Genomic DNA, 13,217 nt, shown 5'->3' with positions numbered 1-13,217 from the left:
GAAATGTTCGAAAGACTGTGAAAATAATGGCGGGTTAAAAAGTGTGTTTCAGTTTTTTAATCACATAATCACGCTTTATTTCTCCAGAAAAAAAGGGAAATAACGCCGTCAGGCGTTAAATCCCAGCATCCGCAGAAGCGGCAAAAACAATCTCTTCATCAATAAGATCTGTTTGTTTTTGAAAGGCAAGAATCAGACACTGGGTAACCAGATTACCGACTAATCGCGGATAACCACCAGTGGATGATGAAATGGCTTCATAAGCATTCTCGTTGATCAGATTCCGTGAAACACCGGCATGCTTAAACCGGTGTTTGATATAATCCCGAACCTCATCCGGTGTAAGCGGCGAGAAATGAAACCGGGTCACCAGCCGCTGATCAAGCGACCGGTTCTGGTTTAAGGCCAGTCGGTTGGCCAGCGTCGGTAAACCGGTGAGAATCAGAATAAAAGGATTACGTTTATCCATGTCAAAGTTAAAAATGATGCTCAGATCGTGAAGAAACTGGGCTGAAGCCGACTGCATCTCATCCAGGATAAAGACCGGCGTGATGCGGCGTTTATCATAAAGATCCGTAATGGCGTTCTGAATCTGAAAAAACAGCTCCACTTTTCGAAATTTTGGCTGTTCCCCAAGCGAAAACGCCAGACCCCGGTAAAAATCCATGGTTGTCCCGGAAGACATCGGGAAATACATGACCTTATATAACGACGGATTCAAACTGTCGGCAAAGACCCGCAGGGTCGATGTTTTACCAACCCCGGGGTCCCCAGTAATCAGACCAAAACCGCGGGTGGTTTTGAGATAATCCAGTCGGGCTAAAACTTCCTTGTAAGCTTCAGATTGAAAGAGCATCGATGAATCAATGCCCTTGTCAAAGGGCGCCTGCTGGAACCCGAAAAATGATTTATACATGAGGAACACCGCCTAACGCGCTGTAGCTGATAGCATTGTTATTGCGTTTGGCAATGGCGTTGTCCGTCATGATGACTTTTTTGCAGGTAAGAATCCGGACACTGTTTTCATAAATATAGATTTCATCCGGATATTCATTGGGATAACGGATATCCACGCTCTTACCAATAAACATCGGCGACGCTTCGAAAAGGGCGTTGTGCAGCGAAATGGTGGCATCCGACTTGACCTTTCTGGTCACCCGGATCAGAAAGGCTTCATCAATAATTCGGGGATCAGAGAAATGCTTAATCCGGTCACTCCCCCGCATATAAAAGACCATCGGCGCTTCATTGAGACTCGAATGAACCTTATGATGATAATCCCGAGCCAGCCAGGCCTCAAAGCGTTGGTTGAGGACCTCCAGATCCATCAAGTCAGCATCCGTCAAAAGTGGATAGAAACGGCTGCGGACGGTTTTGAAAAAGCGCTCGATTTTGCCCTTGCTTTTGGGATCATAAGGCTTGGTGTTGACCAAGGCAATACCCAGGGTGGCACAGGAAGTATTCAGTTGGTGGGAACGGAAAATCTTGCCATTATCCGCATAAAGCATGGTGGGCTTACCACAGGTAAGTAAAGCCGATTTAAGGACATGAAGGAGATCTTCATTCTTCTCAGCCAGCATGAACTGAGCCCCGGTAATCCGCCGGGAAGCATCATCGATAAAAGCGATCAGATAGGTTTTGCGTTTTTTACCGTTAAGAGTCAGATACGGGCCATGGGAAACATCGGTCTGCCATAGGGTGTTGATATCAATATGGGCAAACCGGCGGCGGTCAGATGTATCCGCCTGGGATGGCTTTAACAGTTGATGTTTTTTGAGCAGCCGATACACCGTCGAATAGGAACAGTCAGAGCTGGTGAAGTGGCCTTCATGAATGAGCCACTCATGGAACAACTTCACTGATAAATGGATGTTTTCCGTTCGCAGCGTAAGGAGTAGTCTGGCCGATTCTGCCGGTAACGCCCGGGACGAACCCTTGTCCGTCCGAACCTTGGGCTTAAGCGCATCAAAACCATGGCGCCGGTACAAACGGTGCCATTCCAGCAGGGTTTTACGGTTGTAGGTGCGGATGCCATAATGCGGGACATCATGGGTTTTGGCACTGACCTCATCCAGATAAGCCGTGTGGTTCGTGATGGTATCCGTAAGTAACGGCGCAATCAGGCCATAGCGAAATAAAGCAATCAATTCTTTGTCTTTTTCAGTCATTGTAAAAACCTCCGATTTTAATGAGTTGAGGTTTTAAGGATCCATAAAACCAGATAATCAGAGAATAACGGATCAATCGATAAAAGGCAAAGCAAAAGCTCTGTGGGACAAATAGTTCTTCAAAAAAATAGGGAAGGATGGTACAATTAAAGTGCCATAAATCCTATCTTAAAATGATCGTGATATCTTTTGCCGAAGATGTGGGGCTTCCCCACCGAGTAGACCATTTCAAGAAGCTTTATGGCTTTTTTATGCCCAAAATCAGGAAAGACGATTAAAGGATCATGACAGATGCGAAAATACTCAATCAGCCGGTTCAGACAAAAAAGGAAACGCCGGGTGATAAAGTGCCGATGCTGATGCGCTAAAGCGCAGGCTGAAGGAATCCTGTTTAAAAAGGCCCAAAGCAGTTCCAGCAGAAATGGAAGGGCCAGCTGAAACCCGGGATGGCAAAAAGAAGGCAGAATACTCACTGTCTTGCCGCAATGAATACAGTAATGGCGTTGGACCGGAATGGCGAAGACATCCTCATACCAGATCACATGCCGGTGATAGATACCATGAAGATGAAGCCGCCTGCACGAATGACAATGAGGACAGCTGTCGATGCGAACTTTTTCAGCGGTGTAGAATTCGTTGATATAATCCAGCGGGTGGTCAGAAAAGTGTTCCAGATAAACCATGGTTTGTGCTTCCTTAAAGTGACTAATGATTAATCATTATACCATAATTGAAAAGCCGGGTTTAGCTGGAATAATTTGATTAAATCAGGACTTTTGGGACTCCTATAATTTGCTAATTAACAGTGGGATATTACATATTTATTGCGCTGGTATATTTGACGATTAATATACCGGCAATTATGATAATCAGTAATATTCTTGCTTTTTTAGGTCTGTCATTAAACTATAAAGTAGGAATTAAAAAACGGCTTCTATCAGTATTTTTGATTTATTTGATTGTAATGTGTGTCGAACTGATTGTTGGATTGCTTTCAGGATATTTTAATTTTCCTTTGATGTCCACTAACAATTATTCCTCAGAATATGGGCTGATTATAGTTCAAATCATATTGTATTTTGTCGTTCGAGTTTTCAATAATTACAAAAATATCAGACTAGGAGAAACAATCCCGCTGGCCAATTGGATCGCAATTATTTTGATCCCGATTTCATCCTTATATATCATTTTAACCTTATTTCAAGCAATAGGTTTGTCCTGGAAGCAAGTTCTAATCGGAGTAGTATTGATACTACTTGTCAATTTCACAATCTTTTATTTGTATGATGTCATTTCAGCTTTCATGGTCGATAAAATGGATAAAATCATGGTTGATCAGCAAAATAAATACTACCAAAAACAATTCGAACTAATGGAGTCATCATTAAAAACAACGAAAGCAATGCGGCATGATCTGCGAAATCACTTAGCGGTTATCTATGCATTGGTTGAAAAAGGGGAAAGAGACGCTGCTTTAAAACATCTAACAAAGATGACTGATGTTTATGACGATAAGAAACAATACGCGTGTACCGAAAACATTGATATTGACAGTATTTTGAATTTTAAAATTCAGGAAGCAGCGCAACAAAATATAAAAATAGCGCTTGATCTGAGTATTCCCGAAAAAATGAGTATTGCATCATTTGATTTGGCGATAATTTTAGGAAACCTGCTGGATAACGCCATTGAGGCCGTTGCTGAGATGGAAAAAGAAAGACAGATAAAAACAAACATAAACTATGACAAAGGGCGTTTAATTATTCTGGTGGAGAATCCATATCTGGGTGAACGTGTAAAAGTCGGCAATCGATATCTTACAACCAATAAAGAGCCAAGCCAACATGGTTTAGGCCTGGAAAATGTAAAAAGTGTTTTACAAAAATACGATGGGACGATGGATATTACCCAGCGGAGTAATATCTTTTCGGTTTCCCTGCTGTTGTTTGTATAGAGCCTTGTTGCGAGCATTCTTTTATTAAGATTGCTCGTTTTTATTTGAATAAAATAAAAAATCTTAGTTCACTACAAAAAAATATAGTAATTTCAACATAATATCGCACAAATAAAAATATATGGTAGATTTAGGACATAAAAGATAAAAAGAGGAGGTTGTTTTGAAAAATCTATCATTAAAGTGCTATCGGGTTATTGCGGCTATGGCGTTGATGGTAACAACGTTAAACGTTAATACGGCTTGTTTTTTTATTATGCACCAGCCCAAATTACCTGAGGGTGCAGATAAACTCAGGAAGTTCTAATGAGAATCGCAATAACTGAGAGAATTACAGATATCCTTGTAAGCCATGAAATTATTATAGCTGAGAACAGAAATTTATATACCTATGGTCTACAGCAAGGTCTGTTGATGATCTTCAATATTGCTACGATTCTGGGAATCGGAATTGTGTTAAATATGGTGTGGGAAAGTATTGTTTTCCTTTTAACATTTGTTCCACTTCGTTCCAACGCCGGTGGCTACCATGCAAAAACACAGTTAAGATGCTATTTGTATTCAGTCGCAATGATTACAGCCACTTTGATATGTATCCAGATTATCCCCTGGACAAGTGCTGTTTGTTTGACTATGTCACTTGGCGCGGGAACGATCATCTTTTTCCTTGCGCCAGTGGAGGCTGTAAATAAACCGTTAGGACAAGTCGAAAGAGCTGTGTATAAAAAAAGAACACGTTTCTCTTTGGTTTTGTTTGTATTTTTGGTTTTGCTATTTTGTTATATTGGTCAATTAGCGATTTCAGTTTGTATAATGATGGGAGTTGTAGTGGTTAGTATTGTGCTTGTGTTGGGAAGAGTATCGAAATGATAAAGAAGAACAAAATTTTTTAGGTTTATTTTGTTGTTTCTACAGATAATTATCTGTGAAATAGCCGATAGAGAGGAGTTGTTTCGTTTAAATAAGATTTTCAGAATTTTCGTCCTCAATTGATTTCAGTGTGGGTTTTCAACTAATGAGTGGTGTTAATTAGAAGTAGCGTAATAAGTGCATTGCATCAGTTTAAAGGAGGTGAATTCATTATAAAAGGTATGTAACGAATATACTTGAGCGGTTGTTTTTGGTTAGAGAATAATTTTATAAGTTAAATGGATCGATATAAGTTGCTAATTAATGGGAATATTGAAATAAGGGCGTAGAAAAGGCTTGGAGGAAAAATAATTGACAGATTACAAATTAATTATAAAAATTGCCATAACACCTTGTCTTATCTTAGGATTTGTTATCTTGAGGAATAATTTTATAGAATATCAGGCAGCTAATCTTCAAATAGGATTATTATGGTATAGAGTTTTGTTTGACTTATTTCTTTACATTTCAACAGGAATCTTACTTGCGAGTTTATATGAAACCTATAGAAAAATTCGTTTACTAAGAATAACAAAGGTTATTTTGTTATGTAATATTTTAATGTTGATTCTGTTTTATGGTGTGAGTTATTTTGGTTTTCTGTATTTTGCTAGTATTAAGGAGTTTTTTGTCTTCAATTTTATTTTGATGGGATATTACGTTTTTTTAGTGAGTCATAATTTTCGAAAAGGAGAAAGTTAATGAAAATTTTTTTAAAAAAGGTTAGTGTTGTTTTATTATTAGCTATTTGCATCTGTTCTACGCCTGTTTTGGGACAAGAGAGTGTAGAAAAGGAGAAGTTCTTAGATGAAAGTGAAATAAAAATTCAGTTAGCGGAAGCTATATCACTAGGGGAAGAAGCTGTCGCAATTGGTCGACTAGAAAATCAGGAAACAGGTTTAGCTTATGACATGGAGATCTATGCATTGCCACTTGACGAAAACCGAGAATACACATCGTCTGACAAAGCGGAATCAATTTGTTATATAGCTTCGACAGATTATATGACGATTGATGAAAGTACAATTCCAGATGCAATGCTTCGTGGTGGCGAAGATGATTCTATGTGGGATTCTACTGGTTCAGCCAATTTTACATTAGGATATGATTTCGACAGAAATTCAAGTGGATATATTCAGTTAACTTATATTTGGGGGAATTCATATTTTACTTCTGGTGTTGGGCTTGCAAGTAGTCAGGTAGGTTGTGCACAACATAGTGCATATACTGGAGTTTATGAAACTAGAATTTGGAATGTAGGATCTTCATTTGGGAATCACACTGGTTTTAGCGGTTGGGTCCCAGATTCAACTGCTACCGCACTTTTTGGAACTAACTGGAACGCTACACTTAGTCGAGGGGGCAGCACCTGGGGCTTTTCGCTTCCCGTTTATAGATATCTATAAAATTTGGATTGCCGGAAACATATATAACAAAAGGTACGAAGTCTTCTGTGAATCTACCAAATTCCAGATTAAAATTGGTAGCGAATTTTGAAGATGAAGCTATGTCATACACTATCATTGTTTTTACCCGATGTATCCTGCTAGAATGGTATTGCCATCTTTGATCGGTTTTTCTTTTAAGAATTATTCAATCAAATCCCTTTTTTGTTTCTTCCCATAAAAACACCTCCAAACTGATTTTATTCTACATCAGTTTGGAGGTTTACACAAATATTGAAGCGAGTTCCAATTAAGGGATAGATGGCGTTTTGCGGTTTTGAAAGTTCATATCAATTGGAAATAGTGTTTTTTACATTACGACATCTTCATGCTGTTCACGATAGAGCCCTTTAACTGTGGGAGATAAATATGCTATTCTTTTCAGTGTCAATACCGTTTCAAAACTTCCCAAAATAAACGGTAAAAATTACCCATTAGCATCGTTCGACTCGTTTTCATATAGACTGACATCATAAAAGCCAGCCTTTTTCTTTTCCCTGATCCGATAGCTGTCACCTTTGATATTGATCGTTGTGGAATGATGCAGCAGTCGATCCAGGATCGCCGTTGCAACGACATTATTTCCGAACACATCACCCCAACTACCGTAGGACTTGTTGGAAGTCAGAATGATTGAGCCTTTTTCATAGCGATTGGAAACAATCTGAAAAAAGTAATGAGCCACTTCATCATCCATGGCCGCATAGCCAACTTCATCAATAATCAGGATATTGGGTTTATTCAGTGTTTTAAGTTTGCGATGAATGCGCCCGGAAACAATATTTTCCTGAATCATTGAAATCAGTTCATGTGCACTGAGAAAATAAGCAGTATAGCCACTTTTGATCGCACAAACCGCCAGACCTACGGCCAGATGAGTTTTGCCAACGCCGGGCGGGCCCAAAAACACGACATTTTCGGAACGTTCCACAAAGGCGAGCGTTTTCAGTTCATTTACCTTACGCTGATTGGCACTGGGCTGGAAATCAAAGTCAAATGAATCGATGGCCTTGATATAGGGAAATTTTGCAAGTTTCAAGTTCGTCGTAGTTGTCCGTTCTCTTTTTGCATCAATTTCTGCCCAAAGCAGCTTGTCCAGAAACTCCAAATAGGATATACTATCCTTGGAAGCTTCTTCAGCATGGTGGTCATAAACGGCGGCCATATGCGTGAGATTCAGACGATCAAAAGCTTCCTTCAGGTGATGGGTTACCATATGGTCACCTCACTGACTAAAGAATCATAGACTGCGAGCGGTCTTTGATGCACTTTGGGCGATTGATCTGGAATCATAAGCGGTGCTTTGCGGGCTTTGGCTTTATGGTTTTGACTGTTCAATCCTTCAAAGTGCTTTTTCATTTTTTGAACCTGATGTTTTTGGGCCGGTTTCCGGTAACCTTCAATCAAAGCACCAGTTTCATCATAGATTTCAATCGTTCCATTTCTCAGATCCCGCACACCGACACGGTGACCAACAAAGCGGAAGGGAACGGAAAAATAATTGGACTGATAACTGATCATACAATCATTCATGACTTTCCGGCTGACCAGATCCACAGAAAGAAACGGTTCGGTGTTCATCGGCTTCAGCAGTTCTTCCGTCAGGATTTCATGGGGTATTTTGTGAATCGTCTGATGTAGCCGGGTGTTGCATTTCGTATCAAGCCAGAGCCGAGCCTGATCATTGAGTTCGGCCAGATCTGAAAAGCTTTTGACTCTCGGCCAAAAATTGCCGCGTACATATTGGACTCCGCGTTCCACCTTGCCCTTGGAACGGGGCAGATAAGGCCGATGCCGAACCGGAATAAAATGGTGATGCTCGGCAAATCGCAAAAACCGCTGATTCCATTTATCGTTGCCGGTTTTGTGACTGTAGGCAACAACAGTTTTCATATTGTCATACAGAATGCTCTCTGTTACACCACCAAAATAGGCAAATGCTCGTTCATGGCAGCCGATTAATGTGTCAAATTTCGAATTCTCGGTGAATTCAAGATAATAATTTCTGGAATGCCCTAAAACCATGATGAAGGCATACAATTTCTTGAGCTTTCCATCGGGCATCGTGACAACGAATTCTCCCCAGTCAACCTGGGCCTGTTTGCCAGGGGGTGTTTCATAGCGGATCGATGCTTTGGCTAACGCTTTTTTGCGATATGGCTTCATAAATTCCCGAAGAATCGTCATTTTGCCCTGGTACCCATCGGCTGCAATTTCATCAAAAATCACAGCGGCATTGACACAGCCTTCATTCATTCGTTCCAGAATATAATCTTTAAACGGATCAAGCTTTCCTTGCCGAAACTGATGTATCCGATATGCTGGCGGTTCGTTGCGCTTAAGCCAATTGCTGACCGTTTTTCGATCAACACCCATTTCTTTGGAAATCTGCATGATTGACATTCCCTTGTTTTTTAAACCTTTGATCATGTAATATTCCTCCATTGTTATCATTCGGTTGTCCTCCTTATACTTTAAGAAGAAACATACCGTGTTTTTGGGGAATTTTCAACCGTTTATTATGGGTATTTTAACACCGATTTTGACATCAGCATGGACAGATTATTGATGGGTTTTATTTAGACCGCAATACAGCATCGACATGATGGGATATGAATAATTTGATGTTTTAAAAATGGCCAGAATATAAATAATTTGATATTTCAAAAATGGTCATATATGAAATAAATTTATGAGAAAGGAGGAAATCGAGATGAAAATAGTAAATCCAATAGGAAGAATACCAGAAAATGGAATTCAACCTAGAGCATGTATGTGTTCTAATTTGTTCGCCAATTACAAAGGTAATGATAATTGCTTCCACTGCGGATGCGGATGCTTAGAGACTGGAGAATATTCGTCAGGAAATAGGAATAGAGCAACAGTTAGGTTCGGAGCATCCAATGAATAATTCAATTAGAACCGCCCATTTTAGCGGGCGGTTCTTCTCTATCCAAAATGTAGAGATGACAAAAGAAAAATGAGTGGTATTTAAAATTGAAAGAGTATATATTGCAGGCGGGAAAGCAGAGCTTTCGGCTAATCTAGGTTATGCTGATATCATACCATGGGATAATCTTATTTTGATGTGTAACGATTATATGGTATAGATAGAAATAAAGGAATCCCCTCTGGATGTCACCTGTCACCATACTATAAAAGTGTAAAGTCTATGATCAATTTTAATTGACGATAAACTAATTATAGGTAATTGCGAAATAAAAAAGATTTAGAGCTCAGAGAATTCGGCGGCAAGAAACAGACAGACTTCATGACGTCAGAAGGGAAACGAACAACAAAGCGATGAAAATGTTGCAGAAGATGAGAAAAAAGGCGCAAAAATAAAAGCTGGGCAAAAAAGATAAAAAGTCCAACTAGGCAACGAGTGGTTTAAGACTGCGCAAGTACTGATGCTGATGAATATTATCGGAAAGAATTGCAGTAATCAACTGGGTAATTCCGGCCAACAGCAAATCAGCGTGAAGTGTTCCGGCATTTTGAGTTTTGCGGTTAGCAAGACAGAAACTGTCTTTGAAATGATTGATGGATTGTTCAACGACGCCCCGGATCTTATAGATTCGAGCCCATTCGAGTGTCCCATGAAGGGTTCCGGGGTAGGCGCGGAGATTTTTTTCAGGGTAGACGTAAAACATCCGGCCACAGGAAGACGAAGTGCAAGGATTTTCACAGAAACACTGACGTTTGGCTTTCCCGGCTTCCTGTTTGATCCATTTTGTTTTGGGACAGGTGAATTTAAACCGAATCAGGCCGTTCTTTCTTTTAGCCCGCCCTTCGGATTTCATGGGAAGAGAAGGATCATCTGGACAACAGGGAATCCCATCAACATTAACCGGACAATCTGGATAGGAAAGTTTACCACGCTGATTCAATGGAATGAAAGCTTTTTCAAATTTCAGTTCCCCAAGGAGGGACTGATAAATCGCTGAACTGTCAAAAGCAGCATCGCCAATGAAAAGTTTGGGGACAATCAGTGGGTGCTTTTTAAAGAAGTCTGAAAGAACCGGAATCAGGGCTTTGGTATCATGAAGCGATTTGTCCTCATCGGGAGAATCTGATTTTTTCTCGACAGAAATATCCGGATGATCAGCCAGAAAATTCGCATCATAGAAAGTGATATCCCGGACAATTCCAAGGCCATTGGTGATGATGCCGAATTTGTAGACGTAACAGAAATGACCATTAATGTAGAGTTGTTTGATTTCCGGATTGGATTTGGCGTGCGTGGGCATTGAGCCGTAGGCAGCCTTATAGGGATCATAGGCGTCATCAAGCTGGTGAGATTTTTTGAATGCCTTGAGCTGCTTAATAATTTTATTGGCAAATTTGGGATTGTTTTCAGTGACGTAGGCTTCAATTCCGGAGGTGTCAAAAATGGTCATCATCGCTTTATCGGCATCAATTTTCTGGCAGATCGGTTCAGTCACATCAACAAGACGATGAAAGAGCGATTGTAAGTCCAACAGGTATGTTTTTTTGAAACGGGTCAGTTGTGACGCATGGGGAACCCGGTTAAAACCGCAGAAATCCCGGAGTTCTCTGGAAAACTTAAGAAAAGTAATCAGGAGTGTATCCGTGGGGATGGAAAAAATCCGCTGCAGGATCAGCGCCCAGAGAATCGAACAAAGTTCAAAATCTCGATGTCGGCCATGAGCCGAATAGTAATGCTGATAAAATGAATGCGGAATCAACGTATGAAGATTCAGATTCTCTTCCAGTAGTGAAAGAAAGTGATGTTTGTCATATTCAAAAAAATGAGTACAATCAGAATAAACTTCAGCCAAAGAAAGCTGTTTTTGTGATAAAATAGTCATGATATAACTCCTTTCAGGTTGATAGATTTGTTTATAAGCAACTCAATTTTATCACAATCTGGTGAGGAGTTATATTTTTTTATGTTAAAAATATCCCGTAATTATGCGGGCTGTGGCGTTTTGCAAACGCCTATAAACTAATTATTCAAGGAGGAAAAATTTGTGGATGCAAAGGCTAAGATCAATCAATTTTATCAATTACTATGCAGAAATGGAAGACCGGGTAGATTGGGAAAAACCTTTAAAACAGAGAACAATTACTATTTTCTAGATACAGGCACAGGAAAGGTTATGCAAGTGGAAGAGATTACTTTTAAAGTACTGCAGGCATTAATAGAAAGTGAAAATGTTGAAGGGTTATTTGAGCTAGGGTTGACTCCAGAAGAATTGGATTGTTCAATTTCAGAAATTGAGAAAGTAATTAAGGAAGAACATATTTTGTCGGCTTACGAAGTTAAAACCCTTATTGGAGATGCTGTTGTTAATGATCTCCATGAAACTTTGACTAATAGTGTCGAGAATGTTACCTTTGAGGTAACAGAAAAATGTAACCTAAGATGTAAGTATTGCGTCTATAATCCCTCTCATCCAGAGAATAGAGGATTTGGGTATAAAGATATGACTTGGGATACTGCAAAAAAATCAATTGATTTTCTTAAAGAGCACTCTAAAGATGCCAAACACGTTCATATTGGTTTTTATGGCGGAGAACCTTTGCTCAATTTTAAGTTAATAAAAAAAGTAGTGCTGTACGCTTTGGAATTGTTTAATCATAACGTTGGCTTTGGTATGACAACAAATGCGACTTTAATTGATAAAGAAATCGCCTGTTTTTTGATCAAACACCATTTTGATCTCATAGTTAGTCTTGATGGTCCTCAAGAGTTACATGATAAAAATAGAATAACAATAAATGGAGAAGGGAGTTTTGATAAAACAGTTCAAGGATCAAAAATGCTACTTGAAGCACAAAAAAATATGAAGAGAGAACCGGAAATCTCTTTCAATATGGTTATTTCTGGACCAAACTATGAAAATGATTATACAAAAATACAAGAGTTTATTGAAAGTGAAGAATGGCTCCCCAAAAATGTTATGGTTCTAACTTCTGCAGTTGATAGCGGACCAAAGGAAAGTCCATATTTTTTACCTCAGAGCAAAGAAGAAAGAAAATTATATGGGAGTATATATGAACCGTTAGAAGAGTGGGAAATTGCTTACAAAAAAGAAAAGGGTGAAACCTGTAAAACACTATTTTCGGATTCCGTGTTCGACAAAAATATGATGGTTATACATAAGCGGCTCCTTTCTGACACACCTGTAAAAAATTATGGTATGAATGGTTGCTGTGTTCCGGGTCAACGTCGTATCTATGTTACTGTAGATGGAGATTTTCGATTGTGTGAAAGAGTTGGATTGATTCCCAGTATTGGTAATATTGATGAAGGGTTCAATATAGAGATTATTGAACGTCTATATACTCGTGATTTTATTGAAGAGGCTCAAAAATATTGTAAAGAATGTTGGGCAATTAATTTATGTACTTTATGCTATGTTAATTGTTATGATGAAGTTAAAACGCATTTTGCATATCGTCATAATTCATGTCGCAGTGAAAGATCATACTTAGAAAATAGCCTTATTCGATACCACATGATCATGGAACATGACCCCGAAAGTCTTTCACAATACAATGAAAGAGAACTAACTTGAGAATAACTTTTCCTATATAGCAAAAGTTAGCAAATTTTACCATCGGGCCATTCAGGAGTTAATTTCTATACGTATATCTGTGTCTGTTTGAGGTCAATCAAGAAAACATAATCTAATCTAACTTCGGGTTTGCTTGTCTGTGGGAATAGCGGATAGCGTTATAGCGTGTATAAATACGAATTGCAAATCTAACAGA

General features: G+C 39.2%; 12 protein-coding genes and 1 pseudogene. 7 read left to right on the top strand and 6 right to left on the bottom strand.

The window, feature by feature from the left end:
* Positions 1 to 115: 115 nt before the first annotated feature.
* From ACIZ62_RS14815 to ACIZ62_RS14805, 3 genes are all read right to left on the bottom strand, one after another.
* Positions 116 to 916 (bottom strand): ExeA family protein, encoded by an 801-nt coding sequence (locus ACIZ62_RS14815; RefSeq protein WP_414150293.1) that lies wholly within the window; start codon positions 914 to 916, stop codon positions 116 to 118.
* On the bottom strand, positions 909 to 2,168 hold the full coding sequence (locus ACIZ62_RS14810) for a DDE-type integrase/transposase/recombinase (RefSeq protein WP_414150292.1): 1,260 nt from the start codon (positions 2,166 to 2,168) through the stop codon (positions 909 to 911). The genes ACIZ62_RS14815 and ACIZ62_RS14810 overlap by 8 nt, the downstream gene beginning before the upstream one ends.
* A gap of 146 nt (positions 2,169 to 2,314) precedes the next feature.
* Positions 2,315 to 2,851: a transposase gene (locus tag ACIZ62_RS14805; protein ID WP_414150291.1), complete on the bottom strand. Its 537-nt coding sequence runs from the start codon at positions 2,849 to 2,851 to the stop codon at positions 2,315 to 2,317.
* Between the two features lie 632 nt (positions 2,852 to 3,483).
* Here ACIZ62_RS14805 and ACIZ62_RS14800 point away from each other — a divergent pair.
* From ACIZ62_RS14800 to ACIZ62_RS14780, 5 genes are all read left to right on the top strand, one after another.
* Complete coding sequence (locus ACIZ62_RS14800) at positions 3,484 to 4,122, top strand: sensor histidine kinase (protein ID WP_414150499.1); 639 nt, start codon at positions 3,484 to 3,486, stop codon at positions 4,120 to 4,122.
* Positions 4,123 to 4,285: 163 nt separating this feature from the next.
* Entirely contained in the window at positions 4,286 to 4,429 is a 144-nt protein-coding gene (locus ACIZ62_RS14795) for a cyclic lactone autoinducer peptide (protein WP_111889197.1), read from the top strand.
* Positions 4,429 to 4,992: an accessory gene regulator B family protein gene (locus ACIZ62_RS14790; RefSeq protein WP_414150498.1), complete on the top strand. Its 564-nt coding sequence runs from the start codon at positions 4,429 to 4,431 to the stop codon at positions 4,990 to 4,992. The genes ACIZ62_RS14795 and ACIZ62_RS14790 overlap by 1 nt, the downstream gene beginning before the upstream one ends.
* A 351-nt stretch (positions 4,993 to 5,343) precedes the next feature.
* On the top strand, positions 5,344 to 5,733 hold the full coding sequence (locus tag ACIZ62_RS14785) for a hypothetical protein (protein ID WP_414150497.1): 390 nt from the start codon (positions 5,344 to 5,346) through the stop codon (positions 5,731 to 5,733).
* Positions 5,733 to 6,437, top strand: a complete 705-nt coding sequence (locus ACIZ62_RS14780) for a hypothetical protein (protein WP_414150496.1) — start codon at positions 5,733 to 5,735, stop codon at positions 6,435 to 6,437. Before ACIZ62_RS14785 ends, ACIZ62_RS14780 begins: the two co-directional genes overlap by 1 nt.
* Positions 6,438 to 6,903: 466 nt before the next feature.
* On the opposite strand, the gene istB is transcribed toward ACIZ62_RS14780, so the two are convergent.
* Both istB and istA read right to left on the bottom strand, forming a co-directional pair.
* Complete coding sequence (gene istB, locus ACIZ62_RS14775) at positions 6,904 to 7,692, bottom strand: IS21-like element helper ATPase IstB (RefSeq protein ID WP_111887536.1); 789 nt, start codon at positions 7,690 to 7,692, stop codon at positions 6,904 to 6,906.
* A complete protein-coding gene (gene istA, locus ACIZ62_RS14770) occupies positions 7,686 to 8,930 on the bottom strand; it encodes an IS21 family transposase (RefSeq protein WP_414150213.1) in 1,245 nt (414 codons plus the stop codon). The genes istB and istA overlap by 7 nt, the downstream gene beginning before the upstream one ends.
* Before the next feature lie 259 nt (positions 8,931 to 9,189).
* On the opposite strand from istA, the gene ACIZ62_RS14765 reads away from it, so the two are divergent.
* A complete protein-coding gene (locus ACIZ62_RS14765; protein ID WP_414150495.1) occupies positions 9,190 to 9,387 on the top strand; it encodes an Apre_1838 family putative sactipeptide bacteriocin in 198 nt (65 codons plus the stop codon).
* Positions 9,388 to 9,921: 534 nt separating this feature from the next.
* On the opposite strand, the pseudogene ACIZ62_RS14760 reads toward ACIZ62_RS14765, so the two are convergent.
* A pseudogene (locus tag ACIZ62_RS14760) lies at positions 9,922 to 11,302 on the bottom strand (transposase).
* Positions 11,303 to 11,470: 168 nt separating this feature from the next.
* On the opposite strand from ACIZ62_RS14760, the gene ACIZ62_RS14755 reads away from it, so the two are divergent.
* Positions 11,471 to 13,021 (top strand): radical SAM protein, encoded by a 1,551-nt coding sequence (locus ACIZ62_RS14755; RefSeq protein WP_414150494.1) that lies wholly within the window; start codon positions 11,471 to 11,473, stop codon positions 13,019 to 13,021.
* The last annotated feature ends 196 nt before the right edge of the window (positions 13,022 to 13,217 follow it).

Source organism: Acetobacterium carbinolicum (assembly GCF_047456275.1).
In the GTDB taxonomy this organism is placed as follows: domain Bacteria; phylum Bacillota; class Clostridia; order Eubacteriales; family Eubacteriaceae; genus Acetobacterium; species Acetobacterium carbinolicum.
This window is presented reverse-complemented; position numbering and strand designations above follow the sequence as displayed.

What these genes read in the sequence shown, in the direction of transcription:
- ACIZ62_RS14815 (WP_414150293.1), bottom strand. Translation starts at nt 916, where the DNA reads ATGTATAAATCATTTTTCGGGTTCCAGCAGGCGCCCTTTGACAAGGGC.
- ACIZ62_RS14810 (WP_414150292.1), bottom strand. Translation starts at nt 2,168, where the DNA reads ATGACTGAAAAAGACAAAGAATTGATTGCTTTATTTCGCTATGGCCTG.
- ACIZ62_RS14805 (WP_414150291.1), bottom strand. Translation starts at nt 2,851, where the DNA reads ATGGTTTATCTGGAACACTTTTCTGACCACCCGCTGGATTATATCAAC.
- ACIZ62_RS14800 (WP_414150499.1), top strand. Translation starts at nt 3,484, where the DNA reads ATGGATAAAATCATGGTTGATCAGCAAAATAAATACTACCAAAAACAA.
- ACIZ62_RS14790 (WP_414150498.1), top strand. Translation starts at nt 4,429, where the DNA reads ATGAGAATCGCAATAACTGAGAGAATTACAGATATCCTTGTAAGCCAT.
- ACIZ62_RS14780 (WP_414150496.1), top strand. Translation starts at nt 5,733, where the DNA reads ATGAAAATTTTTTTAAAAAAGGTTAGTGTTGTTTTATTATTAGCTATT.
- istB (WP_111887536.1), bottom strand. Translation starts at nt 7,692, where the DNA reads ATGGTAACCCATCACCTGAAGGAAGCTTTTGATCGTCTGAATCTCACG.
- istA (WP_414150213.1), bottom strand. Translation starts at nt 8,930, where the DNA reads ATGATAACAATGGAGGAATATTACATGATCAAAGGTTTAAAAAACAAG.
- ACIZ62_RS14765 (WP_414150495.1), top strand. Translation starts at nt 9,190, where the DNA reads ATGAAAATAGTAAATCCAATAGGAAGAATACCAGAAAATGGAATTCAA.